The sequence below is a fragment of the Streptomyces parvus genome (genome assembly GCF_014648875.1).
In the GTDB taxonomy this organism is placed as follows: Bacteria; Actinomycetota; Actinomycetes; order Streptomycetales; family Streptomycetaceae; genus Streptomyces; species Streptomyces parvus.
In genome coordinates this window covers 630,779-656,581 of the sequence record NZ_BMRY01000002.1, presented here as the reverse complement: position 1 = coordinate 656,581, position 25,803 = coordinate 630,779, and the positions used below count along the sequence as shown (strand labels likewise).

Sequence of the window (25,803 nt, the reverse complement as noted above, 5' to 3'; positions counted from 1 at the left end):
CGGGGGATCGCCGCCAGCAAGGCAAGGCTGCCCTACACCCCCTCTGACCTGCGGAGAAAGGGCAGCCTCAGCTTCCTCGGCCGTCATCCGCCCGGCCCATTTCCCGGCGTTTCCCGCCTCCCTTCGCCCTCCGCGTGGGACAGATGCGGACAGGGCCCGTCGAAGGCCCCGGTCCGACTCCGGCTCGGACCCGCCGGAGATGCGGAGGGCGACGCGATGAACACGGCCATCGGCCACGACCGGGCCAGGGGCGCACTGCTGGGACTGGCGGTCGGGGACGCGCTCGGCGCCCCGGCGGAGAATCTGCGGCCCTCCGAGATCCGCAGCCGCTGGGGGCGGATCGAGGGGTTCGTGAGCGACGACCCGGCGGGCACCGACGACACGGAGTACGCGATCTTCTCCGGGCTGCTGCTGGCCCGGCACGGCTCCGCGCTCGACGTCACCCATGTGGAGCGGGCCTGGCACCACTGGATCGCCGATCTCGACGAGGGCCCGTTCCGGGGGGCCGGGTTCAGTGAGCGCGGCACGCTGGAGAACCTGCGCCGGGGCCTGGCCGCACCGATCTCGGCCCAGCACCGGCACGCCTGGAGCGATGGGCTCGCGATGCGGGCGGCGCCCTTCGGGGTGTTCGCGGCGGGCCGCCCGGCCGAGGCGGCCCGGCTGGTCGCGGTGGACGGCCGGGTCAGCCACGAGGGCGAGGGGATCTACGGGGGCCGGGCCGTTGCGGCAGGGGTCGCGGCGGCCATGGTCGGCTCGGGCCTCGCCTCGGTGATCGCGGCCGCGCTCTCGGTGGTCCCGATGGACTCCTGGACGGCCCGCTCGCTGCGCCGGGCGGTGGCGGCGGCCCAGCGCCCCTACCCCGACCGGCTCACGATGGAGCGGGCGGTGCGCTCGGCGGTGGTGATCGCCGGCTACCCGTGGACGGACCTGGCGCCGGAGGCGGTGGGCCTGGCGTTCGGGGCGTTCACAGCGGCGCGCGGGGACTTCCGGACGGCGGTGCTCACGGCCGTCAACATGGGCCGGGACGCGGATACGACGGCGGCGGTGGCGGGGTCACTGGCCGGGGCGCTGCACGGGGCGAGCGCCATCCCCCCGGACTGGGCGAGCGCGATCGGCCCGGTCCGGGGCAGCTGCCTGCCCTCGATGCGCGGCTACCACGTGCTGGACATCGCGGAACTGCTGACCCCGGACGACCCGGACGCGGGGGCGACGCCGGAGCGCGGTGGCGGCCGTGAACCTTCGGCCGTACGGGACATGGCGTCGGTGGCCGCGTCTTTCGAGCCGGGACGGGAGGAGGGACGATGACGACGACGGGCGAGACGACGACAGGCGAGACGACGGGCGAGACGACGACGGGCGGCCCGGAGGGGGTGCTCCCCACCCCCTCCCGCCGCGCCCGGATCGAGGGGCTGCTCCTCGGGCTGGCCGCCGGGGACGCCGCCGGGTGGCCCGCCGCGCGGCACCGGGCGGCCCGGATGCCCGAGTGGACCCGGCGGCTCACCCGGGAGCTGGACACCTTCGCCGAGCAGAACGCCACCACCACGCTGCCCGTGCCCATCGCCCTCAACCAGCCGCCCGAGCCACTGCGGCTCGGACCGTCCGACGACGCCGAGTGGGCCGCGTTCGCCGCCCGTACGGTGCTGGCGGCGGCCGACGACGCGGTGGGGCTGGCCCCCGGGCGCCGGATGCGGGACGCCGTCGACCGGGCCTGGAACGCGCTGGCCGCCACCGTCGCCGCGGCCAGCGCCCGGGCCCCCGAGGTCGAGGCGGCCGTCCTTCCGCTGCGGGCCCGGATCTCGGTACGGGCCGGGCTCGGCAACCTGGCCGCCGGGCTGAGGCCGCCCGCCACCGGGCACGACAACCCGCACTACTTCGACGACGCCGCCTGCGTCCGGGCGGCCGTGCTCGCCGTGGTCCACCCGGGCGATCCGGCGGAGGCGGCGGCGCTCGCGGAGTTCGACGCCCGCTACACCCAGGACGGCGACGGGGTGCACGGCGCCCGGGCGGTGGCCGCCGCGATCGCCGTGGCGCTGGCCGGGGCGGACGTCGACACCGTGGTCAACGCCGCCCTCGACCGGCTCCCCGACGGCACCGAAATCGCCCGCAACGCCGTGCACGCGGTCCGCCTGGCCCGGGAGTTCGCGGACGAGCCGGCCGGGGCGTTCGCCCTGGTCCCGGTCCTGGAGCACCAGATCGTGGACCACGTCTACAGCTACGGGATCGCGGCGGCCGAGACCGTCCCCGTCGCGCTCGCCCTGACCACCGCCGCCCGGGGCGAGATCGCCCAGGCGATCCCGGCCGCTGCCTGCCTCTCCCGGGTCGCCGACTCCGCGCCCGCCCTGGCCGGGGCGCTCACCGGGGCGATCGGCTCGATCACCGCCGTACCGGCGGGCTGGCGCGAGGCCTGCCGGACGCTCGCGGGCTGCGCGCTGCCCCGGCTCGCGGGCACGGATCTGATCGAACTCGCCGGGCTCCTGGCAGCCACGGAACCGGCCCTCCTGGGTGGACAATTCCGGCATGACGCCCACAACGGCCACAGCTCCGGCCGCCTCGACCCCGCAGACCTCTCCCTCCACCCCCGGACTCGATGACCGCTTCACCCGGGCCCTCGTCGGCGCGGCCGTCGGGGACGCGCTCGGCGGCCCGGTCGAAGGCTGGACCCCCGAGCAGATCGCCGAACGCCACGGCGGCCGGGTGACCGGGATCGTCGGCCCCTGGTACGGCGAGGACTGGCGCACCGCCCGCCCCATCGCGCCGTACCACAAGGGCGACGGGCACGTCACCGACGACACCTTGATGACCCACGCCCTGATCCGGGTCTACGAGAAGGTCCGCGACCACCTCGACGCGTACGCCGTCGCCGACCATCTGGTCCCGGATCTGCTCTCGCCCCGCTGGATCCCGGAGCTGGAGGCCGAGGCGCTCCCCCTCCAGCGGATCTTCCTGGCGGAGAAGTGGATCGTGGCCCGGCTGCACTACGGGCACATGGACCCGCGCGAGGCCGGGGCGGGCAACATCGTCAACTGCGGGGCGGCGATGTACATGGCCCCGGTCGGCCTGGTCAACGCCGGTCACCCGGAGGCCGCGTACGCCGAGGCGCTGGAGGTCGCGGCCCCGCACCAGTCGTCGTACGGGCGCGAGGCCGCCGGGGTCTTCGCGGCCTCCGTCGCCGCCGCCTGCCACCCTGGCGCGACCCCCGACGCGGTGGTCGACGCCGCGCTCGCGCTGGCGAAGGACGGCACCCGCTCCGCGATCGAGGAGGTCTGCGAAGTCGCTTCGCACCACGACGACTTCGAGTCCGCACTCGCTCCGATGCGGGCGGCCGTGGAGCCCTTCGACACGGTCGGCCCCGACTACCGCTCCCCCGCACTCGGCGCCCGCCGCCCCTCCCGGCTGCACGCCATCGAGGAACTGCCCGTCGCCCTGGGGATGTTGCTGGTCGGGGGCGGCGACTACCGGCGTACGGTGCTGGGTTCGGTGAACTACGGCCGCGACTGCGACTCCATCGCGACGATGAGCGGGGCGCTGGCGGGCGCGCTGGGCGGCGAGATCCCGGCCGACTGGGCGGAGACGGTCGCGGAGGCGAGCCGCCTGGATCTGCACACCCCGGCCCGGGCGCTGGCGCAGGTGGCCCGGGAGGTCTTCGCCCGCGACCTGGAGCGGCGCGCGGCCCACGAGGAGGCGTTCACCGCGCTGGCCGGTGAGCGGTGAGCGCCGTCCCGCCCCGGGATCCGCGCGTCCGCCTCACCTGGGTGCAGCCCGAGGACCTGGTCGGGCACGAGCTGAGGCAGGCCGCGCAGGACGGCCGGGACGCCCGGGAGATCGGGGAGCGGTGGTACGCGGCCGGGGGCTCCCCCGCCCCCGACCGCGCGGGCGCCTCCGAACCGCCGGCCCCGCCCCGGCTACGGGCGCTGGCCGGTGAGCTGCTGGATGAACTCGCCGCGCTGGATTCGCCGTTGGCCGCCGACGAGCCGACCGACCTGGACGCGATCGTGGCCGCCTGCCCGCACTGGCCGGGGCCGCCCGAGTCCGCGCCCGCCGTCGCCGACCGGGACGGGCCGCCCACCGCCGGCCGGGGCCGGACGCCCTCCGCCACCCCCTCCCGACTGCACGCCGCCTGGCTGGGCCGGGCGGCGGGCTGCCTCCTCGGCAAACCGGTCGAGAAGCTGCCGCTGGCCGGCATCCGCGCCCTGGCCCGCGCGGCCGGCAACTGGCCCCTCACCACCTGGTTCACCGCGCGCGGCGTACCCGCCGAGCTGCTCGCCGCCCACCCCTGGAACCGCCGCTCGGCCCCCACCTCGCTCGCCGAGAACATCGACGGCATGCCGGAGGACGACGACCTCAACTACCCGCTGCTCACCCTGCTGTTGCTCCAGCGGCACGGGCGCTCCTTCACCACCGCCGACCTGGCCCGGCTCTGGCTGGACGAGCTTCCGGCCGGGCGTACCTTCACCGCCGAGCGCATCGCGTACGGCCATCTCCTGGCGGGCGTCGAACCCCCGGAGACGGCCCGCTTCCGCAACCCGTTCCGGGAGTGGATCGGCGCGCAGATCCGGGCCGACGTGCACGGCTGGACCCACCCCGGAGACCCGGCCGGGGCCGCCGCCCAGGCACACCGGGACGCGGTCCTCACCCACACCGGCAACGGGGTGTACGGCGCGATGTTCACCGCCGCCGCGCTGGCCGTGGCGGCGGGCGGCGAGAGCGATGTGCACGGCTGCCTGGCGGCCGGCCTGCGGGTGGTGCCGCCGCACTCGCGGTACGCCCGTGCGGTCCGCCTCGGCATCGAAACCGCCCGCACGGAAGGGGAGTTCGACGCGGTGGTGGACCGGCTGCACGCCGCGTACGCCGACACGCACCACTGGGTGCATGTGCTGCCCAACGCCGCGCTGCTGGCCGCCGCCCTCACCCACGCCGACGGCGACTTCACCCGGTCGATCGGCAACGCGGTCTCCGGCGGCTGGGACACCGACTCCAACGGGGCCACCGCGGGCTCCCTCGCCGGACTCCTCGCGGGCGCGCCGGACGCCCTGCCCCACCACTGGACCGCGCCGCTGAAGAACCGGCTCGCCACCTCCGTACCCGGATTCGACGGGATCGGCTTCGACGCCCTCGCCGCACTGACCCACCAGGAGGCTCTGCGCCCATGACCCGCATCGCGGTGCTCGGCAGCACCAATATGGACCTCGTCGCCTACACGGCACGCGCCCCCGGACGCGGCGAGACGGTCACCGGACGGGAGTTCCGGACGATCCCCGGCGGCAAGGGCGCCAACCAGGCCGTCGCCGCCGCCCGCGCGGGCGGCGAGGTGATGATGATCGGCGCGGTCGGCGACGACGTGTACGGGACACGGCTGCGCGAGGGCCTCGAACACGCCGGAGTCGACACCGACCTCCTGCACACCGCCGAGGGCCCCAGCGGCACCGCGCACATCGTCGTCGACGACACCGGCTCCAACGCGATCGTCGTGGTCCCGGGGGCGAACGGCGTCGTCACCACGCTCGGCCCCGGGGAGATCGCGGCGATCGCCGCGTCCGAGATCCTCCTCATGCAGCTCGAACTCCCCCTCTCCGCCGTCGTCGAGGGCGCCCGCGCGGCCCGGGCGCAGGGCGTGCGGACCATCCTCACCCCGGCTCCCGTACAGCCGCTGCCCGACGAACTCCTCGACCACATCGACCTGTTGGTCCCCAACGAGCACGAGGCCGCCGAGCTGTCCGGGCAGGACGAACCGCACGCCGCCGCCCAGATCCTGCTGCGCCGGGTGCCCGAGGTCATCGTCACGCTCGGCGCGAAGGGCTGCCTGTACGCGGCCCGGGGCGGCGAGCCGGTGCTCTTCGAGGCCCCTTCGGTGACCGCCGTCGACACCACCGGTGCCGGGGACACGTTCGTCGGGACGCTGGCCGTGGCGCTCGGCGAGGGGCGGCCGGTGGCCGAGGCCGTGGCGTTCGCGTCCTCCGCCGCCGCGCTCTGCGTCCAGAAGCCGGGCGCGTCCACTTCCATGCCCTACCGCAGCGAGATCGAGGCCGAGGCCGTATGAGCAGCACGACAGCGGGACCCCTGACCGGGCTGAAGGTCATCGACCTGGCCACCCTCTTCGCCGGCCCCCTCGCCGCCACGATGCTCGGGGACTTCGGCGCCGATGTGATCAAGGTGGAGCACCCCCGCAGGCCGGACCCCTCGCGCGGGCACGGGCCCGCCAAGGACGGGGTCGGCCTGTGGTGGAAGCTGCTCGGCCGCAACAAGCGCACCCTGACGCTGGATCTGTCGGCGCCCGGCGGCCGGGACGTGCTCCTGCGACTGGCGGCCGAGACCGACGTCATCGTCGAGAACTTCCGGCCCGGGACACTGGAGCGGTGGGGGCTCGGCCCCGAGGAGCTGCACGCCGTCAACCCGCGGCTCGTCCTGGCCCGGGTCACCGGCTTCGGCCAGTTCGGCCCGTACGCGCACCGTCCCGGCTTCGGGACGCTCGCCGAGGCGATGAGCGGGTTCGCGGCGATCACCGGGGAGCCGGACGGGCCGCCGACGCTGCCGCCGTTCGGTCTTGCGGACTCCATCGCGGCGCTGGCGACGGCGTACGCGGTGATGGCGGCGCTCGCCGGGCGCGAGAAGACCGGCGAGGGGCAGGTGGTGGACCTGGCGATCATCGAGCCGATCCTGACCGTGCTGGGCCCGCAGCCCCTCTGGTACGACCAGCTCGGCTACGTCCAGCCGCGCACCGGCAACCGCTCCCGCAACAACGCCCCGCGCAACACCTACCGCACCGCCGACGGCCACTGGGTCGCGGTCTCCACCTCCGCCCAGTCCGTCGCGGAGCGGGTGATGCGCCTGGTGGGCCGCCCGGACCTGATCGACGAGCCCTGGTTCGGCGCGGGCACCACCCGGGCCGAGCACACCGAGGAGCTGGACGGGGCGGTCGGCCACTGGATCTCCCGGCACAGCCGCGAGGAGGTGCTGAACGGTTTCGAGAAGGCGGAGGCGGCCGTCGCGCCGATCCATGACGTACGGGAGGTGATGGAGGACCCGCAGTACCGGGCGCTGGGCACGATCGCCGAGGTCGACGACCCGGAGCTGGGGCCGCTGCGGATGCAGAACGTCCTCTTCAGGCTGTCGGAGACCCCCGGCGGGATCCGGTGGGCGGGCCGCCCGCACGGTGCGGACACCGAGGAGATCCTGGCCGGGCTCGGCCTCTCGGAGACCCGGATCGCGGCGCTGCGGGACCAGGGGGCGCTGTGACCGGCTGCGAAACGCCCTTCCCTCCCCTGCCGGAGGACCCGCGGGACGATCCCTGCCGGCCGCCGCTGACCTGGCTGTACGTGCCCGGGGACCGGCCGGAGGTGGTGGCCAAGGCCCTGGGCTCGGGGGCGGACGTGGTGATCGTCGACCTGGAGGACGCCGTCGCCCCGGACCGCAAGGAGTACGCCCGCTCCGCCACCGCCGAACTCCTCGGCGACCAGGTCACCGCCGCCCCCGACGCCGTACCGGTCCATGTCCGGGTGCACGGCGAGGACGACATCCGAGCGCTGGCGGGGCTGCCGGGGCTGGCCGCGTTCCGGCTGCCGAAGATCACCCATGCGGTCTCGGTGCACCATGTGGCGGCGGTGGCCCCGGGCGTACCGCTGTATCCGCTGCTGGAGTCGGCACTCGCCATCGAGCACGCGTACTCGATCGCCTCGGCGCATCACGCGGTCCGGGGCATCGCCCTGGGTGAGGCGGATCTCCGGGCCGATCTGGGCGTACGGGAGGACACCGGTCTCGACTGGCCGCGCAGCCGGGTCGTGGTGGCTGCCCGGGCGGCGGCCCTGCCGCCACCGGTCCAGTCGGTGTTCCCGGACGTACGGGACCTGGACGGGCTGTGGGCCTCGTGCGGGCGGGGGCGGGCGCTCGGGATGCTGGGGCGGGCGGCGATCCATCCGCGTCAGCTGGAGGTGATCGAGCGGGCGTTCCGGCCGACGGCGGAGGAGGTCGAGGCGGCCGAGCAGATCGTCGCGGCCTCGGCGGTGGAGGCGGGGGCGCTGGCGCTGCCGGACGGGCGGTTCGTGGACGCGGCGGTGGTGGCGTCCGCCCGCCGTACGATCGCGCTCGCCGGGCGGGCCTGAGGCTGCCCGCCCGGCGAGCGGGAGGTGGTGCGGGGTGCGCCCGGGGAGGGCGCGGGGGGTCAGCCCTTCTCGGCCGCCGCTTCGGTGCTCTCGGCGGTGAGGTCCTTGCCGGATTCGCCCGGCTCGTCCTTGCTGAGCGGGTCCTTCTCCGCGTCGGCGTCCTGCTCGGCGTCCTTCGCGTCGGCGTCCTTCCCGGGGGTGGTGTCCCGGTCGGGCTCGACGATCTCCTCGCGGCCCGGACGCAGCTTCGCGGAGACCACGATGTAGACGACGGCGAGGACGAAGACGATGATCGCGGTCCACACGTTCAGGCGGAGACCCAGGATGTGGTGCGCCTCGTCGACGCGCATGTACTCGATCCAGGCACGGCCGGCGCAGTAGGCGGCGACGTACAGCGCGAACGCCCGTCCGTGGCCGAGCGTGAAGCGACGGTCGGCCCAGATGACCAGCAGCCCCACACCGATGCACCACAGCGACTCGTACAGGAAGGTCGGGTGGTACGTCCCGGCGACCCGGTTCGCGCCCTCGCTGATCTCCACCGCCCAGGGGAGGTCGGTGGGCTTGCCGTACAGCTCCTGGTTGAACCAGTTGCCCCAGCGGCCGATGGCCTGCGCGAAGGCGATGCCCGGGGCCAGCGCGTCCGCCCAGGCGGGCAGCGGGATGCCCCGGCGGCGGCAGCCGATCCACGCACCGACGGCGCCGAACGCGATGGCGCCCCAGATGCCGAGGCCGCCCTCCCAGATCTTGAAGGCGTCGACCCAGTTCTCACCCTCGCTGAAGTACAGCTGGTAGTCGGTGATCACGTGGTAGAGCCGTCCGCCGACGAGGCCGAAGGGCACCGCCCAGACGGCGATGTCGGCCACCGTGCCGGCTTTGCCGCCCCGGGCGATCCAGCGCTTGTTGCCGAACCAGACGGCGACGAAGACACCGATGATGATGCAGAACGCGTAGCCGCGGAGCGGGATCGGGCCGAGCTCGATCACGCCGGTCGACGGACTGGGAATGGAGGCAAGATTCATGGCGAGGTCGACGCTACCTTGCCGGGCGGTGGGTACGGCAAGCCACCCGGCAACGTCTGGGTAACGGGGACCGCGTCACGGGCTGCCGGGGAACACGGTCAGGAACCGGCGGCGGACGAGGGGGCGGCCGGGGTGGAGGCGCCTTCGGCCGGGCCGGTGGATCCGTCGGCCGGGGCGGACCCGCCGTCCGTCGCGGACGGGGCGTCGGACCCTTCGGCGGGGGTGGCGGTGCCCGGCTTCTTGCCCTTGTTGGCCTCGGCGACCCACTTCTTCAGGTTCTCCGGGGAGATCTGCTCGTCGCCCTTGCCCGGGAAGACGGACTCCCCGTTGAGCAGCACCGTCGGCGTGCCCTGGAAACCGCCCTCACGGAACGCCGTGTCGGACTTCTTCACCCAGCTGTCGTGCTCGCCGTCCTCCACACAGCTGCGGAAGCCCGGCGTGTCGAGCCCCTCGACCTCGCCGGCCAGCTCGATCAGCCGGCTGTTCTTGGCGAAGGCGTCGTCCGGCTCGGGAGGCTGGTTGCTGAAGAGGACGTCGTGATACGGGGCGAACTTGCCGACGTCCTGGGCGCAGGCGGCGGCGTTGGCGGCACGCAGCGACCCGGAACCGCCGAGATTGCCGTCGATGATCGTGGCCAGGTGGTACTCCACCCGGATCTGGCCGTCGTCGGCGAGCTCGGTGATCGTGTCCCGGAAAGCCGTCTCGAACTGGGCGCAGACCGGGCAGCGGAAGTCCTCCCAGATCGTGAGGGTGGACGGGGCGTCGGCCGCGCCGACCGGCAGGGTCAGGGCGGCCTCGCCGATCGCGCCCGAGGGGGCGACGGCCGGTCCCCCGGCGGAGTCCCCGCCGTCGTCCTTGCCCGCGTTGGCCGCGATCAGGCCGACCACGGCGGCCAGGCCGAGCACCCCGACCACCGCCGAGGCGACGATCAGCGTCCGGCGGCGCTTCTCGCGCCCCTTCTCCCGCTCGCGCTGCTGGGCCAGGCGCTCACGCGCGCTTCTGTTTCCCTCAGGGATCTTGTCGCTCACACCCGGGGAACGAACCGGGGAGGCACCTGCGCGCCTCCCCGGTCCACAATCCACCCATTCGGGTGGTTCACATGCTCAGCGCTTTCGAACACCCTCGGCCAGTTCGCCCGCCAGGGAGCGCACGGCGGCGAGGCCGGCGGCCTCGTCGGGGGCGTCCAGCATGGCCTTGACGAAGGCCGAGCCGACGATCACGCCGTCGGCGAACCCGGCGACCTCGGCGGCCTGCGCCGCGTTGGAGACGCCGAGGCCGACGCAGACCGGCAGGTCGGTGGTGGCGCGGGTGCGTCCCACCAGCTCCTGGGCCTGGGCGCCGACGGAGGCGCGGGTGCCGGTGACGCCCATCAGCGAGGCGGCGTAGACGAAGCCGCTGCCGGCCGCCGTGATGGTGGCGAGACGGGCGTCCTGGCTGCTGGGGGCGACGACGAACACGGTGGCGAGACCGTGCTTGTCGGCGTGCTCGCGCCACAGCGCGGACTCCTGGACCGGCAGGTCGGGCAGGATGCACCCGGCGCCGCCCGCCTCGGCCAGCTCGGCGGTGAAGCGCTCGACACCGTAGCGGTCGATGGGGTTCCAGTACGTCATGACGAGGATCGGGACGCCGGTGGCCTCGTACGCCTCGCGGACCGTGCGCATCACGTCGGCGATCCGGACGCCGCCGCGCAGGGCGATGTCGTCGGCGGTCTGGATGACCGGCCCGTCGAGGACCGGGTCGCTGTGCGGGAGCCCGACCTCGACGACGTCCGCGCCGCCCGCGACGACGGCCTTGACCGCTTCGATGCCGCCGTCGACGGTCGGGAAGCCCGCCGGGAGGTAGGCGATGAGCGCCGCCCGGTCCGCGGCCTTCGCGGCGGCCAGGGTGGTGTTCAACAGCTCGATGTTGCCGCTCACTTGGCGTCCCCCTCGATCTCGGCGCGGTCGCTGTCGGCGTCCGCCTCGACGACGGCGTCGGTGTCGTAGAGCCCGAAGTAGCGGGCGGCGGTGTCCATGTCCTTGTCACCGCGGCCGGACAGGTTGACGAGGATCAGCCCGTCCTTGCCCAGCTCCTTGCCCAGCTCCAGGGCCCCGGCGAGCGCGTGGGCGCTCTCGATGGCCGGGATGATGCCCTCGGTGCGGGAGAGCAGACGCAGGGCCTGCATGGCCGCGTCGTCGGTGACCGCGCGGTACTCGCCGCGCCCGACGTCCTTGAGGTAGGAGTGCTCCGGGCCGATGCCCGGGTAGTCCAGCCCCGCCGAGATGGAGTACGGCTCGGTGATCTGGCCCTCGTCGTCCTGGAGGACGTAGGAGCGCGAACCGTGCAGGATGCCCGGCTCCCCTGCCGTCAGGGTCGCCGCGTGCTCGCCGGTCTCCACCCCGTGCCCGGCGGGCTCGCAGCCGACCAGGCGGACGCCCTCGTCGGGGATGAAGGCGTGGAAGAGGCCGATGGCGTTGGAGCCGCCGCCGACACAGGCGACCGCCGCGTCGGGGAGGCGCCCGGCGCGCTCCAGGAGCTGGCGGCGGGCCTCGACGCCGATGACCCGGTGAAAGTCGCGGACCATCGCGGGGAAGGGGTGCGGGCCCGCGACCGTACCGAAGAGGTAGTGCGTGCGGTCCACGTTGGCGACCCAGTCGCGGAACGCCTCGTTGATGGCGTCCTTCAGGGTCCGCGAGCCGGACTTCACGGCGACGACCTCGGCGCCGAGCATCCGCATCCGGGCCACGTTCAGCGCCTGGCGCTGGGTGTCGATCTCGCCCATGTAGATGGTGCAGTCGAGACCGAAGAGGGCACAGGCGGTCGCGGTGGCGACGCCGTGCTGACCGGCCCCGGTCTCGGCGATGACGCGGGTCTTGCCCATGCGCTTGGTGAGGAGCGCCTGGCCCAGCACGTTGTTGATCTTGTGCGAGCCGGTGTGGTTCAGGTCCTCGCGCTTGAGGAAGATCCGGGCCCCGCCGGCGTGCTCGGCGAAGCGCGGGACCTCGGTCAGGGCGCTGGGGCGGCCGGTGTAGTTCACCATCAGCTCGTTGAGCTCGGCGGCGAACGCCGGGTCGGCCTTGGCCTTGTCGTACTCGACGGCGACCTCGTCCACGGCGGCGACGAGCGCCTCCGGGATGAACTTGCCGCCGTACGCGCCGAAATAGCCCTCGGCGCTGGGGATCAGACCCTCGGGGTCCGGAATGAAGAATTCGGACGTCATGCGACGTGCTCCTTGGCATGGCAACGGATGGATGCACCGTATGCGCGGAGGAGCGAGCGCCGCCGCGACCGGCATGCGGTCGGGGCGGTGCGGTCGTACGTACGGGAGTGCTGCGGTACGTCGGCCGGGGCTCGCTACTGCGCGGACCCCGTGCGCCATCGCATGCCGTTGACCTGACCGGGCTCGTCCCCGATGACGTACCGCACACGCCGTCCGTGCACGCGCCGGGCGGGGGCGCGGCAGCCTCGGTGCCAGAAGGGCGGCGCGCAGCGCCTCGGTTGAGGGTGGTGGTGGGAGACGGGCGGGAGGCAGCCGCGCGCCGGCGGGGCGTGCGGTTCCCGGGCCGGGGCCCCGGCCGGGGCGCGGCCCGGTCGGGTGTGGGGCACGGGACGTCCGGTCATGGTCGCTGTCGTCCCCGGGTCAGCCGCGGCCGTGGCGGAGCGCCGGGTGGGCGCCCGCGGCGACCAGGTCGGCGACGGCGGCGCGCGGGTCGCGGCCGGTGACCAGGGATTCGCCGACCAGGACGGCGTCGGCTCCGGCGTTGGCGTACGCGATCAGGTCGTGCGGGCCGCGGACACCGGACTCGGCGACCTTGACGATGTGGTCGGGGATCTCGGGGGCGACCCGCTCGAAGGTGGAGCGGTCGACCTTGAGGTCCTTCAGGTTGCGCGCGTTGACCCCGATGATCTTGGCCCCGGCGTCCACCGCGCGCTCCACCTCCTCCTCGTCGTGCACCTCGACGAGCGGGGTGAGCCCGATCGACTCGGCGCGCTCGATGAGGGAGACCAGGGCCTCCTGGTCGAGGGCGGCGACGATCAGCAGGGCGAGGTCGGCGCCGTAGGCGCGGGCCTCCCACAGCTGATACGAGGTGACGATGAAGTCCTTGCGCAGAATAGGCGTTTCGACCTTGGCGCGGACGGCCTCCAGATCGGCGAGCGAGCCGCCGAAGCGGCGCTCCTCGGTGAGGACCGAGATGACGGACGCGCCGCCGGCCTCGTAGTCCGCGGCGAGCGCGGCCGGGTCGGCGATGGCGGCCAGGGCCCCCTTGGAGGGGGACGAGCGCTTGACCTCGCAGATGACGGTGACGCCCTCGCCGCGCAGGGCGGCGACTCCGTCCTTGGCCTGGGGGGCGCGGGCGGCGCGCTCCTTCAGCTCGTCGAGGCTGACGCGCGCCTGCCGCTCCGCGAGGTCGGCGCGAACGCCGTCGATGATCTCGTCGAGCACACTCACGCGAGCGGCCCCCTTCCGGAACGGTGATGAGGGAACAGGATCAGCCGTACCGATGGTATCCGCACGAGGGCCCGGGGTCCGCATCCGGCCACGCCGCGTCCCACTACCTGGGCATTCTCAGGGCGCCAGTGCCGAGCCGAATGGCAGATTCCGGACGACGGTGAAGATCAGCAGGACGGCGCCCACACCCCACCACCAGGCGGGTGCCAGCCCGATCCGCAGGGGCTTTCCGCGCCAGGCCCGGACCAGCCAGAGGACCCAGACGGCGGCGAAGAGGAAGTAGCCGGCGGTGGCGATCGCGTTGGCTCCGAGCGCTGCGCCGAGGTCGCCGGTGATGAAGGCGTGGGCGCTGCGGAGGCCGCCGCAGCCGGGGCAGAACACGTCGGTGAGCTTGAGCAGGGGGCAGACGGGGTAGTGGCCGGGCTCGTTGGGGTCGACCGTGCCGACGTAGGCGAAGGCGCCGGTGACGGCGGCGAGAATGCCCAGGGGGGTGCCGAGCCCTTTCCAGCCCGTCCGGCGGCCGGCCGGGCCGCTCGGGCTGCCCAACCAGCCCGTCCGGCGTTTGAGGACGGAACCGTGGCCGTGGGGTCCGTGCACCTGCGAGGTTCCTTCGCCCGAGGGGCCATTGGGCTCCGGGCTCTCCCCGCCGAGGGTTCCGTCCTCAATCGCCGGACGGGCTGGGGTGTCCGCCGGACGGTCTTGGGTGGCGGGCACTGCCATGTCCGGGGTCGGGCAAACCGTCAGGGGCATGTTCCAGGGGCCGACGCCCTGGGGGTCGGAGTCCGGGGGCTGGGGGGTAGGCGAGGCGTCCACCCGGTGATTGTCCCCCGACGACGCGAAAAGGCGCAGCCCCACCGGGGCTGCGCCAGTCTGCGTGTCGGTCGCCGGGACGCTCCGGCGGCCGGATCAGTGGGAGATCTGCGCCTGCCCGGCGCGCGCCCTGGCCTCGGCCATCTCGGCCGACTCCTTCTGCGCGCCGAGACCGGCGGCCCGCATGGCGAGGCCCACGAGTCCGCCGCCGAAGATCACGGCGACGCCGACCCAGAAACCGAGCGGGTTGGCCGCGACCATGAAGACGCCTGCGACGCAGAAACCGATCAACGTGATGATGGCACCGGTCCAGGCGGCCGGGGTGTGTCCGTGGCTCGTGCCCGCCATGAGTTGCTCCTCGTTGGTGTTGCGCTGTGGGTGACGCTGTTGGTGGGGCCACCGCCCGGGGGACGGCTCGGGTCCATTGTCCCGTACGGGGCCGCCGGGGGTGAGCGTGGGGTCACGCCTCGCGCGTCGGGTCCTCGCCGCGGTCCAGGGCCTTCCACAGGTCCTCGGGCCGGTCCGGGTCGGGGGCCGTGCGGGGCGCCTTGCCGGGGCGGGGGGTGCCGTCGCGCTCGTACTTTCCGGACATGGCGGGCCAGCGGCTGCCGTAGCGCAGGGCGAGGAGCCCGGCCAGCAGGATCAGCAGGCCGCCGGCGGCGGTGACGTAGGGCCAGGCGGTGTGGCTGAGGGCGTGGATGGTGGCCGCCGCGTCACCGGTGGTCCTGGCCGCCTCCTCGTCGAGGGCCGTGCTGTCGGAGGCGCCGGCCCAGGCGCCGAGGGTGGCGCCGAGGCCGCTGAGGGCCAGCAGCGCGGCGACGATCCGGCGGCCCGCGCCGCGTACGGCGAAGACGGCGACGAGGGCGGCGAGCCCGACGATGGCGAGGGCGGCGGGGACGCCCGTGACGTCCCGGCCGTCGGCGGTCAGCGGCAGCGCGCCGCCGCCGGTGGCCGCCCGGCCCTCGGCCCAGGTCTGGCCGGAGGCGAGGAGAACGACGGTCGCGCCCACCGCGCCCAGGAGCAGACCGGCCGCGAGGGAGCGCCGGCTCCCCGCGGAGTCGGGCGCGGCGCCGGACGCGGAGTCGGCGGTTCGGGCACGGGGCTGGGGTACGGGGACAGCACTCACGCCCTCCACTATCCCTTACGGCCTCAGCGGTCGTGGAGCCGGTTGGCCGTATGGACGGCGCGGAGCACGGCCGCCGCCTTGTTGCGGCATTCGGTGTCCTCGGCGACCGGGTCGGAGTCGGCGACGACACCCGCCCCGGCCTGCACGTAAGCGGTGCCGTCGCGGAGCAGGGCGGTGCGGATGGCGATGGCGGTGTCGGAGTCCCCGGCGAAGTCGAGGTAGCCGACGCAGCCCCCGTACAGTCCGCGGCGGCTCGGCTCCAGCTCCTCGATGATCTGCATGGCGCGGGGCTTGGGCGCGCCGGAGAGGGTGCCCGCGGGGAAGCAGGCGGTGAGGACGTCGAAGGCGGTGCGGTCCTCAGTGACGCGGCCGGTGACGGTGGAGACGATGTGCATCACGTGGGAGTAGCGCTCGATCGACATGAAGTCGACGACCTCGACGCTGCCCGGTTCGCAGACCCGGCCCAGGTCGTTGCGGCCGAGGTCGACGAGCATCAGGTGCTCGGCGCGCTCCTTGGGGTCGGCGAGCAGTTCCTCGGCGAGCGCCTGGTCCTCCTGCGGGGTGGTGCCGCGGTGCCGGGTTCCGGCGATCGGGTGGACCATGGCCCGGCCGCCCTCGACCTTGACGAGGGCCTCGGGGCTGGAGCCGACGACGTCGAACCCGTCGAAGCGGAAGAGATACATGTACGGGGACGGGTTGGTGGCCCGCAGGACCCGGTAGACGTCCAGGGCGCTCGCGGTGCAGGGGGTCTCGAAGCGCTGGGAGGGGACGACCTGGAAGGCCTCGCCCGCCCGGATGCGCTCCTTGATGTCGACCACGGCGTCCTGGTAGGCCTCGCCGCCCCACAGGGCGGTGTACGGGGGCAGCTCGGACGGGGGCAGGACCGCGGGAGCGTTCTCGACCGGGCGGCGCAGGTCGCGCTCCATCGCGTCGAGGCGGGCGACGGCGTCCGCGTGGGCCTCGTCGACGCCGGTGGCGAGATCGTTGTGGTTGATCGCGTTGGCGATCAGCAGGACGGTGCCGTTCTGGTGGTCGAGGACGGCGAGGTCCGAGGTGAGGAGCATGGTCAGCTCGGGCAGCTTCAGGTCGTCGCCGCCGTGCTCGCCGATCTTCTCCAGACGGCGCACGATGTCGTAGCCGAGGTAGCCGACCATGCCGCCGGTGAACGGCGGGAGGCCCTCGTCCACGACCAGGTCGCGCGGGGTGTGGAGGGTCTCTACGGTGGCCCGCAGCGCGTCCAGCGGGTCCCCGGCCACGGGGACGCCGACGGGCGGGGTGCCGAGCCAGTGGGCCTCGCCGTCGCGGGCGGTGAGGGTGGCGTCGCTGCGTACGCCGATGAAGGAGTAGCGCGACCAGGTCCGGCCGTTCTCGGCGGACTCCAGCAGGAAGGTGCCGGGGCGCTCGGCGGCGAGCTTGCGGTAGAGGCCGACCGGGGTGTCGCCGTCCGCGAGGAGGCGGCGGCTCACGGGGACGACGCGGCGGTCGACGGCCAGCTTGCGGAATGTGTCGAGATCCATGGCCGCTGACCTTACTGTTCGAGGAGGAGGACGTCGGCGTCGAAGCAGGTGCGGTCGCCGGTGTGGCAGGCGGCGCCGGTCTGGTCGACCTTGACGAGGACGGTGTCGGCGTCGCAGTCGAGGGCGACGGACTTCACGTGCTGGACGTGGCCCGAGGTGTCGCCCTTGACCCAGTACTCCTGGCGGCTGCGCGACCAGTAGGTGCAGCGGCCCGTGGTGAGGGTGCGGTGCAGCGCCTCGTCGTCCATCCAGCCGAGCATCAGCACCTCACCGGTGTCGTACTGCTGGGCGATGGCCGGGACCAGGCCGTCGGCGCCGCGCTTGAGGCGGGCGGCGATGGCGGGGTCGAGGTTGCCGGCGGGCGGCGCGGGGTCGGGCGTGCTGGTCATGGGGCCATTGTGCCGTGGCGCAGGGTGCTTTCCGGCCGGATGTCCACTGGGCGGACCCGGGGTGACGGTCGTACGCTGGCGGGCATGTCGACCCATGCGAAGCGTGAACGTCTTCTGCTCGCCGATCTGTTGGAGGCGGCCGGTCCCGAGGCCCTGACCCTGTGCGACGGCTGGAAGACCCGCGACCTGGCCGCCCACGTGGTGGTCCGCGAACGCCGCGCGGACGCGGCGGGCGGGCTGCTGGTGAGTGCGCTGAAGGCCCGGCTGGAGCGGGTGCAGGCGGAGTTCGCGGCGAAGCCGTACGAGGAACTGATCCAGCTGATCCGTACCGGCCCGCCCCGGTTCTCCCCGATGGCCCTCAAGCAGGTCGACGAGGCGGCCAACACGGTCGAGTTCTTCGTCCACGCGGAGGACGTGCGGCGGGCCCAGCCCGACTGGTCGCGCCGCGAGCTGAACCCGGTCTTCGCCGATGTGCTCTGGTCGAACGTGGAGAAGACCGCCCGGCTGGTGGGCCGCCGCTCCCCCGTCGGCCTGGTGCTGCGCCGCCCCGACGGCCGGACGGCGGTGGCCCACAAGGGCACCCCGGTGGTGACGGTGACCGGCGACCCGGCCGAACTGCTGCTGTTCGCGTACGGGCGGCAGAGCGCGGCGGACGTGCAGGTGGAGGGCGACCAGGCAGCGGTGGAGCGGGTACGGAAGGCCGAACTGGGGATGTAGACCGCGTGGCGGGGCCGGTGGTCCGGCGGAGGTTCTGCCGGGCCCGCCACCCCCGGTCGGGCGGTCGCCGGGTCAGCGGGGCAGTTCGGCGCGGCGGAGTGCGGTGAGGGCGAGGCCCATCGCGGCGCCGGCGGCGCACACGGCCGCGCTGACCACGAAGACCGGCCCGGTTCCCCAGAGGGCGACGGCGGCCCCGGTGGCGGGGTAGCTCAGCGGGGCGATGGCGTAGGTGAAGAACGTCGATACGGAGGTGACCCGGCCCAGGTACGCCGGGTCGGCGGCTGTCTGGACGAGGGCTCCGCACAGCGCCCCGGCCAGACCGGCGGTGAGACCGACGAACGCGGCGATCGCGGCGGCGTGAGCCACTGTGGGGACCTGGGGCAGGGAGGCGATGCCGACGGCACCGACGAGCGCCATCAGGCACATCACCAGTCCGGCACGTGGCACCCGGCCCCGGACGGCGAGCAGGAGGGCGGACCCGGCCGCTCCGCCGGCGAATCCGGCGACGATCCAGCCCATGCCGGCCGCGCCCCAGCCGCGCTGCTCGGAGAGCAGGATCAGGCCGAGGTTGAGCGGTCCGACGAAGCCGAGCTCGCTGAGGGCTATGACGAGCATCAGAGGGCCGAGCAGGGAGTGGCGGCGGATGTACCGGAGCCCGCCGACGAGGTCGTTCCAGGCGTTGGGGGTCTTCTCGGCGTCCGAGGCCTCACCGGAGGCCTCCGGCTCGGGGAGCGGTCTGATCCGCAGGCTCAGGAGCAGCGGCAGGGACAGGGCGAAGAGCACTCCGGCGGCCGCGAAGGCGAGCGAGGGGCCGCCGGTCGCCACGGCGACCCCGCCCATCGGCGCGCCGATGATCGAGGAGCCGCGCGCGGCCAGTGCGCGCAGGCCCTGGATCCGGGCGAGCTGGCCCGGGGTGCTGATCCGGGGCGGCAGCGCTCCGACGGCGGGCAGGAACAGGGCGTCGACCGCGCCGAAGAGCAGGGCGACGACCACCAGGACGCCCACGGTGGGTGCGGTGAGGACCAGGGTCGCGGCGAGGACGAGGACCAGGACGGCGCGGACGGCGTCGCTGCTGATGACGACGCGGCGGGGGCCGAGACGGTCGGCGAGCACTCCCCCGCCGAGCATCAGGAGCGCCCGGGGTAGGGAGCCGGCGGCGAGGACGAGGCCGGTGCCGGAGGCGCTGCCGGTGCGGGCGGCGGCCCAGGCGAGGGCCATGAAGTAGATGCTGTCGCCGATCATCGACGCGGTGTACGCGCCGAGCCAGCGCAGGACGTTCGGATCGCGGTGCGCGGGGCGTTCGGTGGCTTCCACTGCGGAGGCGGTCATGGGTTCGTCCCTGAGAACAAGAAGGCGAGGCGGTCCGGAAGGGGCTGCGGGCTCACGGGCGGAAGGGGAATCCGTACGTGTGCAGGGCGACGCTCTCCCGGCCCTCCGTGTCGCCCGCGTCGTCGCGGGCGCGGCCCGCTTCCTCGTATCGGTCGATCAGCGCACCCATCTCCTGACTGAGGGCGGCCAGTTCCGCGGCGGTGAGCCTCAGGAGGTTCTCCGAGCTCCAGGAGGCGCTGCGCCATTCCGCGTCCCAGGTGTGCCGTGCTTCCTGGTGGGCGCGGTAGAGCTCGACGTGCTGGTCGAAGGACATGCGGTTGGCGGCGGCGTAGACGGCCGCCCTGTCCGGCGCGTCGTCGAAGTCCGCGTCGCTGAAGGTCAGCCCTCGGGAGGAAGGCTGCCACCAGCGTTCCCGGCCGTCGGTGCCCTGGCCCTCGGCCGGTTCGATCAGTCCGTGGTCGGCGAGCTTGCGCAGGTGGTAACTGACGAGGGAGACCGCCTCGTCGACCTGTTCGGCGAGCTGGGAGGCGGTGGCGGTGCGCTTGATGTGCAGGGCGCGGTAGAGCCTCAGGCGCAGGGGGTGGCCGATCGCCTTGAGGGTGTCGAGGTCGGCGATGCGGCGTCGTTCTTCACTGGGCATGACACGACCGTAGATGCACAGGAAAAGTTGCGCAAGAAGAATTGCGCAATATTTGTTGCGGAGTTTTCAGGTACCGCCGAGCAGCCGTCGGGCAGCCAGCGCGAGCGAGACCTCCACGGCGTCCCGGGGGCGGGTCAGACAACGGCCGGTGAGCTGTTCGAAGCGGCGGAGGCGGTTGAGGACGGTGTTGCGGTGGCAGTAGAGCCGCGCGCCCGCCCGTTGCGCCGAGCCGTCCGCGTCCAGCCAGGCGGTGAGGGTCTCCACGATGACGTCGCGGTCGGCGGGGTCCAGGCGGTCCAGCGGGCCGAGCACCCGGTGGGCGAGCGCGTCGGCGAGCGCCGGGGACGACACGACCAGGGCGTCCGGGAGGTGCTCGTCGAGCAGGACGGTCCCCCCGGAGGCCGGGCAGGTGCGCAGCGCGGTCTCCGCCAGGCGCCGGGCGTCACCGAGGGCGGCCAGGCCCTCGACGGCGGAGCCGATCCCGGCCCGGGTCCCGGCCGGTACGTCGAGCGCGGCGGCCAGTGCGCTCAGCTCGCCGGACGAGCCCGCCAGCGGCAGGATCGCGAACTCGGCGTCCGGGCCCGGGTGCCAGAGCACCGTGGCTCCCGGCGCGCCTGCGGGCAGCGCCACCGGCGGGCGGGCAGCGGCCCCCGGCCCGTACTGGGCGGCCCCTGCGCGGCTCGCGGCGGCGGACCCCGCCCCGGCACCGGGCCCTGCCCCGCCCGCGCCGATGCCCCCCGCCACCGCCAGCACCGCGTACCGCCCGTGCTCCGGCAGCCCCAGCATCTCCGCCGCCTCGGCCAGGTCGGCGATCCGGGCGGTCCCGTCGAGCAGGGCGGCGACCATCAGCCGCTGGCGGTTCTCGCGCCGCCAGGACTGCCGCCGCTCGGCCTGCCGGTAGGCGTCCGCGACGACCCCGCAGTGCTCGTCGACGAAGTTCCACACGTCGGCGGCGACATGGACGAGCAGCCGGATGTCGTCGGGGTCGCGCCGGGCGGTCTCGTCCACGAGGTCCTGCCAGACCATCGCGCCGCCCATCCGGAAGGCGTGCAGGACGGCGTCGAGCGGCACGCCCTGCTCCGCGCGGACCTCGCCGATCCAGCGGGAGGTGCGGTGGGCCGGCTCCCGGAACTCGCGGGGCTGGATCAGGGAGCCGACGTTGTGCCGCAGGGAGTGGTGGACCTCCTGCCAGACCCCGGCCCGGTCGGAGTCGATCGCCGCCCGGTATGCGGGCTCCTGGGCGTACAGGGCCTCGACGAGCCGGTCGGTGAGGGCGGGCAGCGAGGCGACGAGGACCTGGGCGGCCCGGTGCAGCACCTCGACGGACTCGCGGTCGGCCAGGGACCGGAAGCGGTGCGGCAACGGCGGTATCGGGGAGGGGCCGTGCAGCGCCCCGATCCGCGAACGTACGACCTGTGGCATGGCGGCCTCCACCGGGAATCGGCCGGCCGCGCGAGCGGCGGGCCCGGCGCTCCGGCCCCGAGCGGGGCGCGAGCGCGGCGAGACGATCCTGACGCCCGCAGAATGACATACCGCCCAGTCGGTACCTAGAGGTCTGCGCGGAACTCGTCATCACGGTCTCGCAACCTCCCGGCCGTGGAACGGCCATGACGGAGGTCAGGGGTTCAACAGCCGGGCCAGTTCGGTGCGGGAGCGGATGGCGAGGGCGGCGAAGACGTTGCGGAGGTGGTGGTCGACCGTGCGCGGGCTGAGCGAGAGCCGCGACGCCACTTCGCGGTTGGTCGCCCCTTCGGCGACGCAGCGGGCGATGCGCTGCTGCTGGGGCGTGAGCCGCGCCAGCGGTCCACCGGCCGTGTCCCGTCGTGGAGCCGGGACCGGCTCCCCCGCCGCCCGCAGTTCTCCGGCCGCCCTCTCCGCCCAGGCGCGGGCCGAGCAGCGCTGGAAGCCGACCAGGGCGTCGCGCAGCGGACCGCGGGCCTCGCGGGTGCGCCGACGGCGACGCAGCCACTGCCCGTACAGCAGGTGGGTACGGGCCTGTTCGAAGTCGCCCCCGGCTTCTTCGTGGTGGGCCAGGGCCTCGGCGTAGCGGGCATCGGCTTCGTCGGCGGGGGCCAGGAGGGCACGGCAGCGGGCCAGTTGGGCGGGGGCGCCGGGGTCGGCCGCCCGGGCGGCCCAGAACGCGAACTCGTCGACAGCGGCGTGGAGTGCGCGGGACTCCTCCGAGAGCCGTCCGTCCAGCACGGCGGCCTCGACCCAGCAGGGCACGGCGAGCGTCCGGGTGGCGAAGTGGCCCCGGCCGGGCCCGGCCTTGACCAGGGGGGCCAGCCGGGCGGCCGCCTCGCCCGGCCGCCCGGCGGCCAGGTCCGCCCGGGCCCGGGCCCAGGTGGCGAGGGTAGCGGCCTGGGCCAGCCCGTGCGGGGCCGCCCCGGCCAGCGCGGCCTCCCCGTGCGCGGCGCACACCTCGGCCGGCCCTTCCACGGAGGCGGCGAGGGCGAGCACGGCGTGCAGATGGGCGGAACTGTTCGGCTGCCCCGTACGCCGGGCGGCGTGCAGGCCCTCCAGGGCGTGAGCCCGCGCACCGGCGTGCCGCCCGGCCCGCAGCTCGGCGTAGGCGAGGTGTTCGAGCGCCTGCGGCAGGAGCGTGTCGGGCCCTGCCGTCCGTACGGCGGCGAGCGCGCGGGCGCCCGCGCGACAGGCTGCGGCGATGTCACCGAGGACCAGGGCCGCGACACCTGCCCGGAGCAGCGCGGCCGGGTCACCGGGGTCCCCGCCGGGGGCGAGGCAACGGCGGAGGCGGGTGTGCCCTTCGGCGGTGCGGCCTTCGAGCACGGCACTCATGCCGGCCGGGTAGTCCTCCAGGTCCTCGCCGGCCGGGATGCGGGCGAGGCGGCCCATGGCGTCGAGGTAGCCGAGGGCGTCCCCCGCCGCCCAGGCGGCCTCGGCCGCGCCGAGCAGGGCGTCGAGCGACCGGCGGTGATCGTGCGGCGCGAGAAGGGCTGCTGCGGCGAGCAGGGCTTCGTGGGCGTCGGCCACGGGCCCGGAGCGGAGGGCCAGCATGCCGTGCACGTAGGGGGCGAGCCCCGGCGCGAGGTCGGTGACCGCGCTCGCGTGGACGGAGGCGGTCACCGGATCCGCGGGGGCGGGGCCCGCGGTCGGATCCGCCCCGCCGGACCGGACGGACCCGCCGGCCGTGCCGGGCCCGGCGGCCGGGTACCCCTCGGCCGGGCGGGGCCCGGTTCTGGCCAGCAGAGCGCGGGCCAGGGCCGGGTCGCCCGCCAGCCGCGCCTGCTCGGCCGCAGCGGCGAACCGGGCCGCGCGGAGGGCCGGCCCGGTGGAGAGCAGGGCGGCGCGGACCAGGGCGGCGGAGCGCGCGGCGTGTGGGATGGGGGCGACGGCGGCCGCTTCGAGCCCGGCCGCCAGCGCGGCGTCCGGCCCGGGAGCGGCGCAGGCCCGCTGGACGAGGGCGGCGAGCGGAAGGGCCGGCGGCGCGGTGGTGGTGCGCGCGGTGCGGGACTCCGGGTCGCCCGGAAGCCCCGGCACGTCCCGGACCCGCGAATCGTCCGCCCCGCCCCGGTCGCCGGTCTCCGTCAACAGGGTGGCGAGCAGTTCGTGGGCGGCTCTGCGGCGGGCCCAGGGAGCGTGGTGGAGCACCGCACGGGCGGTGAGGCGGTGGGCGAAGTGGACGCGGCTGCCGGCCCGTTGGAGGAGGTCGCCGGCCCCGGTCCCGTCGAACAGAGCCCGGTCGAGGAAGCCCCGGGGCAGTCCGTCCCGGGTGCCCGCGCGCAGCAGGAGCAGCGCGTCGGCCCCGGCGCCCTCCGGCTCGTGCTCCTGGGCCGCCGCTGCGAGCAGGAGCAGGGTGCGGGTCCGGTCCGGGAGGTCGTCAAGGCGTTCGGCGTGGGCGGCCAGCACCGCTTCGCCGCCGGGCAGGGGCCAGGGCAGTGGGGTGCGTCCGGCGAGCTGGTCCGGGGTGAGCCGGCCGGCGAGCGCGGCCAGCAGGCGGGGGTTTCCGCCCGCGTCGTGGAGGATTTCGGCGCGCACGACCGGGTCGAGCCCTTCCGCGCCGGTGGTCAGCCGGTCCAGGAGCGCCGAGGCCGCCGCGTCGTCCAGGGGCGCGAGACGCAGAGTGGGCAGTCCGGCGAAGGCGGTGCCGTCGGCGGCCGAGAGCAGGAAGGTGGTCCGGCTGCCCGCACCCGGCCTGCGGGCCTCGAAGGTGAGGGCGGCCCGCGACGCCGCGTCCCAGGCGTGCGCGTCGTCGACGCAGACCAGCAGCGGCCCGCCGTCGGCGAACTCCCGCAGCCGGCCGGCCAGGGCGTCGCGCGCGATGCCGGGAGCCAGGGCACCGGTCGCGACTCCCGCGTCCGAGGCAGCAGCCCCGGAACCGACCACGTCCGAGCCGAGCAGGGCCCTCAGTCCGCTGTAGGGCACAGCGCGCTCGGAGGAGGCGGCGGTGGCCCACAGCACGGGGCCGCGGTCCCGGTGCGTCTCGGCTGCCGCGCGCAGCAGTGCCGTACGGCCCAGACCGGGCGGCGCCGCCAGGACCAGCGCACCCCCGTCGCCTCGTCGTAACAGCGTCAGCAGGTTCTCGAGGGTGGCGAGTTCGTCATGCCGGCCGTACAGCCGGAGCGGACTGCGCACGGTCGTCGATGGGGTCACACCGGCACGGTACGTAGACGTCGGCGAGGGCGGAAGCGCCGCGTCCGGCTGCCACCGGGGAACGGTCCGGTGCGGTGCCGGCTCCCATCCGAAGCCCTGCCGCGCTGTGCCGGAGCACAGCGCGGCAGGGTCCGGAACGCCGGGTCTACGCCGTGTGCGGGCAGTTGCCCCGGTACTCCGCGATGGTCAGGCTCGGCCGCGGGAGCGGGCAGAGGAACTGCTCGTAGCGGCTGTCGTTGTCGATGAATCGCTTCAGCCAGGAGATGCTGTACTTGGCGATCGTCGTGTCGGAGGTGTTCGGCGTGAAGTGCGAGGCTCCGCGCAGCTCCAGGTACGCCTTGTCCAGGGAGCCGGGCAGCGACTCGTAGAACGGCTCGGAGTGCGTGGCGACCGGGGCGATGGTGTCGCCGTCCGCCCCCACCACGAGGGTGGGCGTGCGCAGTTCGGGCCAGGTCTTGTCCGTGTTCCAGCCGGTCAGCGGGATCGCCGCCTTCAACGACGGGCGGCTCTTGGCGGCTTCCAGGGAGCCCCCTCCGCCCATCGAGTGGCCCATCACGCCGAGCCGGGTCGCGTCGACCCGGGTCCGTACCGAGCTGCGCTGGGTCAGGTAGTCCAGGGCGGCGAGGAGTTGGCGGCCCCGGCTGTCGGGCTGGTCGAGCGTGGTGTTGGTGTCGATGGTGAAGACGACGAAGCCCTGGGAGGCCAGGCGCGGTCCCAGCCACGCGATCGACGACTCGTACGCGGTGAAGCCGGGCGAGATGACGACCGCGCCGAAGGTGCCGTCCGCGGTGGAGGTCGGGTAGTAGATGGTGCCGCCGCCGAATCCGCTCACGACGAGCGAGGAGACGGAGGTCTGGGAGACGGCGTACGAACCCCGGCTCGCCTCGATGGAGGTGTTGGTGGGGGCCGGGCCGCGCTCGTAGGGGTTGTCGGCGGCCTGGGCGCCGGGCGCCAGGCCCGTCAGCAGGAGGCCGGCGGTCGCCGCGGCTGCGGTCACCAGGCCCGTCAGCGTACGGGAACGACCCGTGAACGTACCGGAGCGGCTCGGGCGGGAAGGGCGCGGGGGGATGGTGCCGGAGGGGAGGTGCTGCTGCACGGGGGGATCCTCTCGGTGGTG

General features: G+C 74.7%; 24 protein-coding genes. 8 read left to right on the top strand and 16 right to left on the bottom strand.

Annotated features, from left to right (window positions below; genetic code table 11):
* Positions 1-216: 216 nt before the first annotated feature.
* The 7 genes from IE140_RS09110 to IE140_RS09080 are packed head-to-tail and all read left to right on the top strand — an operon-like array spanning position 217 to position 8,096.
* Positions 217-1,305 carry an ADP-ribosylglycohydrolase family protein gene (locus IE140_RS09110; RefSeq protein ID WP_150196320.1) on the top strand — a complete coding sequence of 363 codons (1,089 nt, stop codon included), beginning with the start codon at positions 217-219 and terminating at the stop codon, positions 1,303-1,305.
* The gene (locus tag IE140_RS09105) at positions 1,302-2,591 is read left to right on the top strand and encodes an ADP-ribosylglycohydrolase family protein (RefSeq protein WP_150196319.1); all 1,290 of its coding nucleotides are present in this window, start codon (positions 1,302-1,304) and stop codon (positions 2,589-2,591) included. Before IE140_RS09110 ends, IE140_RS09105 begins: the two co-directional genes overlap by 4 nt.
* Positions 2,518-3,711, top strand: a complete 1,194-nt coding sequence (locus IE140_RS09100; RefSeq protein WP_093442578.1) for an ADP-ribosylglycohydrolase family protein — start codon at positions 2,518-2,520, stop codon at positions 3,709-3,711. Before IE140_RS09105 ends, IE140_RS09100 begins: the two co-directional genes overlap by 74 nt.
* Positions 3,708-5,150, top strand: coding sequence for an ADP-ribosylglycohydrolase family protein (locus IE140_RS09095; protein ID WP_150196318.1), 1,443 nt, complete (start codon positions 3,708-3,710; stop codon positions 5,148-5,150). The genes IE140_RS09100 and IE140_RS09095 overlap by 4 nt, the downstream gene beginning before the upstream one ends.
* Complete coding sequence (rbsK, locus tag IE140_RS09090; RefSeq protein ID WP_093442584.1) at positions 5,147-6,037, top strand: ribokinase; 891 nt, start codon at positions 5,147-5,149, stop codon at positions 6,035-6,037. Before IE140_RS09095 ends, rbsK begins: the two co-directional genes overlap by 4 nt.
* Positions 6,034-7,233, top strand: coding sequence for a CaiB/BaiF CoA transferase family protein (locus tag IE140_RS09085; protein ID WP_109178198.1), 1,200 nt, complete (start codon positions 6,034-6,036; stop codon positions 7,231-7,233). The genes rbsK and IE140_RS09085 overlap by 4 nt, the downstream gene beginning before the upstream one ends.
* Entirely contained in the window at positions 7,230-8,096 is an 867-nt protein-coding gene (locus IE140_RS09080; protein WP_032780395.1) for an HpcH/HpaI aldolase/citrate lyase family protein, read from the top strand. Before IE140_RS09085 ends, IE140_RS09080 begins: the two co-directional genes overlap by 4 nt.
* Before the next feature lie 59 nt (positions 8,097-8,155).
* On the opposite strand, the gene lgt is transcribed toward IE140_RS09080, so the two are convergent.
* The 11 genes from lgt to hisI all read right to left on the bottom strand — a co-directional run bounded on the left by lgt (position 8,156) and on the right by hisI (position 17,386).
* Complete coding sequence (gene lgt / locus IE140_RS09075) at positions 8,156-9,115, bottom strand: prolipoprotein diacylglyceryl transferase (RefSeq protein ID WP_150198102.1); 960 nt, start codon at positions 9,113-9,115, stop codon at positions 8,156-8,158.
* 98 nt (positions 9,116-9,213) lie between these two features.
* Complete coding sequence (locus IE140_RS09070) at positions 9,214-10,143, bottom strand: DsbA family protein (RefSeq protein ID WP_093442593.1); 930 nt, start codon at positions 10,141-10,143, stop codon at positions 9,214-9,216.
* Between the two features lie 75 nt (positions 10,144-10,218).
* A complete protein-coding gene (trpA, locus tag IE140_RS09065) occupies positions 10,219-11,031 on the bottom strand; it encodes a tryptophan synthase subunit alpha (RefSeq protein WP_032780390.1) in 813 nt (270 codons plus the stop codon).
* Complete coding sequence (trpB, locus tag IE140_RS09060; RefSeq protein ID WP_032761552.1) at positions 11,028-12,314, bottom strand: tryptophan synthase subunit beta; 1,287 nt, start codon at positions 12,312-12,314, stop codon at positions 11,028-11,030. Before trpB ends, trpA begins: the two co-directional genes overlap by 4 nt.
* 134 nt (positions 12,315-12,448) lie before the next feature.
* On the bottom strand, positions 12,449-12,715 hold the full coding sequence (trpM, locus tag IE140_RS35885) for a tryptophan biosynthesis modulator TrpM (RefSeq protein WP_150198100.1): 267 nt from the start codon (positions 12,713-12,715) through the stop codon (positions 12,449-12,451).
* A gap of 19 nt (positions 12,716-12,734) precedes the next feature.
* Entirely contained in the window at positions 12,735-13,544 is an 810-nt protein-coding gene (gene trpC, locus IE140_RS09055; protein ID WP_107411027.1) for an indole-3-glycerol phosphate synthase TrpC, read from the bottom strand.
* Positions 13,545-13,661: 117 nt separating this feature from the next.
* The gene (locus IE140_RS09050; RefSeq protein ID WP_229826732.1) at positions 13,662-14,141 is read right to left on the bottom strand and encodes a DUF2752 domain-containing protein; all 480 of its coding nucleotides are present in this window, start codon (positions 14,139-14,141) and stop codon (positions 13,662-13,664) included.
* Between the two features lie 309 nt (positions 14,142-14,450).
* Positions 14,451-14,702, bottom strand: coding sequence for an HGxxPAAW family protein (locus tag IE140_RS09045; protein WP_032761557.1), 252 nt, complete (start codon positions 14,700-14,702; stop codon positions 14,451-14,453).
* Between the two features lie 112 nt (positions 14,703-14,814).
* Positions 14,815-15,489 carry a TIGR02234 family membrane protein gene (locus IE140_RS09040; RefSeq protein WP_032761558.1) on the bottom strand — a complete coding sequence of 225 codons (675 nt, stop codon included), beginning with the start codon at positions 15,487-15,489 and terminating at the stop codon, positions 14,815-14,817.
* Positions 15,490-15,503: 14 nt separating this feature from the next.
* Entirely contained in the window at positions 15,504-16,997 is a 1,494-nt protein-coding gene (locus IE140_RS09035; protein ID WP_093442604.1) for an anthranilate synthase component I, read from the bottom strand.
* Positions 16,998-17,008: 11 nt separating this feature from the next.
* Complete coding sequence (hisI, locus tag IE140_RS09030) at positions 17,009-17,386, bottom strand: phosphoribosyl-AMP cyclohydrolase (RefSeq protein WP_093442607.1); 378 nt, start codon at positions 17,384-17,386, stop codon at positions 17,009-17,011.
* A gap of 84 nt (positions 17,387-17,470) precedes the next feature.
* Here hisI and IE140_RS09025 point away from each other — a divergent pair, with 84 nt between their 5' ends.
* Positions 17,471-18,103: a TIGR03085 family metal-binding protein gene (locus tag IE140_RS09025; protein WP_093442609.1), complete on the top strand. Its 633-nt coding sequence runs from the start codon at positions 17,471-17,473 to the stop codon at positions 18,101-18,103.
* A gap of 72 nt (positions 18,104-18,175) precedes the next feature.
* On the opposite strand, the gene IE140_RS09020 is transcribed toward IE140_RS09025, so the two are convergent.
* The 5 genes from IE140_RS09020 to bdeA all read right to left on the bottom strand — a co-directional run bounded on the left by IE140_RS09020 (position 18,176) and on the right by bdeA (position 25,782).
* Positions 18,176-19,432, bottom strand: coding sequence for an MFS transporter (locus tag IE140_RS09020; protein WP_150197738.1), 1,257 nt, complete (start codon positions 19,430-19,432; stop codon positions 18,176-18,178).
* Positions 19,433-19,484: 52 nt separating this feature from the next.
* Positions 19,485-20,072, bottom strand: a complete 588-nt coding sequence (locus IE140_RS09015; RefSeq protein WP_150197739.1) for an ArsR/SmtB family transcription factor — start codon at positions 20,070-20,072, stop codon at positions 19,485-19,487.
* A 66-nt stretch (positions 20,073-20,138) separates the two neighbouring features.
* Positions 20,139-21,494 (bottom strand): PucR family transcriptional regulator, encoded by a 1,356-nt coding sequence (locus IE140_RS09010; RefSeq protein ID WP_189460254.1) that lies wholly within the window; start codon positions 21,492-21,494, stop codon positions 20,139-20,141.
* Positions 21,495-21,689: 195 nt separating this feature from the next.
* Positions 21,690-24,686 carry a helix-turn-helix transcriptional regulator gene (locus IE140_RS09005; RefSeq protein ID WP_229826731.1) on the bottom strand — a complete coding sequence of 999 codons (2,997 nt, stop codon included), beginning with the start codon at positions 24,684-24,686 and terminating at the stop codon, positions 21,690-21,692.
* Positions 24,687-24,831: 145 nt separating this feature from the next.
* On the bottom strand, positions 24,832-25,782 hold the full coding sequence (gene bdeA, locus IE140_RS09000) for a bis(hydroxyethyl) terephthalate hydrolase (protein ID WP_093439018.1): 951 nt from the start codon (positions 25,780-25,782) through the stop codon (positions 24,832-24,834).
* Positions 25,783-25,803 lie beyond the last annotated feature (21 nt).

Coding starts and splice junctions, on each gene's coding strand:
- hisI (WP_093442607.1), bottom strand. CDS start 17,386: ATGACCAGCACGCCCGACCCCGCGCCGCCCGCCGGCAACCTCGACCCC.
- IE140_RS09015 (WP_150197739.1), bottom strand. CDS start 20,072: ATGCCCAGTGAAGAACGACGCCGCATCGCCGACCTCGACACCCTCAAG.
- IE140_RS09025 (WP_093442609.1), top strand. CDS start 17,471: ATGTCGACCCATGCGAAGCGTGAACGTCTTCTGCTCGCCGATCTGTTG.
- IE140_RS09010 (WP_189460254.1), bottom strand. CDS start 21,494: ATGCCACAGGTCGTACGTTCGCGGATCGGGGCGCTGCACGGCCCCTCC.
- rbsK (WP_093442584.1), top strand. CDS start 5,147: ATGACCCGCATCGCGGTGCTCGGCAGCACCAATATGGACCTCGTCGCC.
- IE140_RS09105 (WP_150196319.1), top strand. CDS start 1,302: ATGACGACGACGGGCGAGACGACGACAGGCGAGACGACGGGCGAGACG.
- trpM (WP_150198100.1), bottom strand. CDS start 12,715: ATGACCGGACGTCCCGTGCCCCACACCCGACCGGGCCGCGCCCCGGCC.
- lgt (WP_150198102.1), bottom strand. CDS start 9,115: ATGAATCTTGCCTCCATTCCCAGTCCGTCGACCGGCGTGATCGAGCTC.
- IE140_RS09035 (WP_093442604.1), bottom strand. CDS start 16,997: ATGGATCTCGACACATTCCGCAAGCTGGCCGTCGACCGCCGCGTCGTC.
- IE140_RS09020 (WP_150197738.1), bottom strand. CDS start 19,432: ATGACCGCCTCCGCAGTGGAAGCCACCGAACGCCCCGCGCACCGCGAT.
- trpB (WP_032761552.1), bottom strand. CDS start 12,314: ATGACGTCCGAATTCTTCATTCCGGACCCCGAGGGTCTGATCCCCAGC.
- IE140_RS09045 (WP_032761557.1), bottom strand. CDS start 14,702: ATGGCGGGCACGAGCCACGGACACACCCCGGCCGCCTGGACCGGTGCC.
- IE140_RS09110 (WP_150196320.1), top strand. CDS start 217: ATGAACACGGCCATCGGCCACGACCGGGCCAGGGGCGCACTGCTGGGA.
- IE140_RS09100 (WP_093442578.1), top strand. CDS start 2,518: ATGACGCCCACAACGGCCACAGCTCCGGCCGCCTCGACCCCGCAGACC.
- IE140_RS09085 (WP_109178198.1), top strand. CDS start 6,034: ATGAGCAGCACGACAGCGGGACCCCTGACCGGGCTGAAGGTCATCGAC.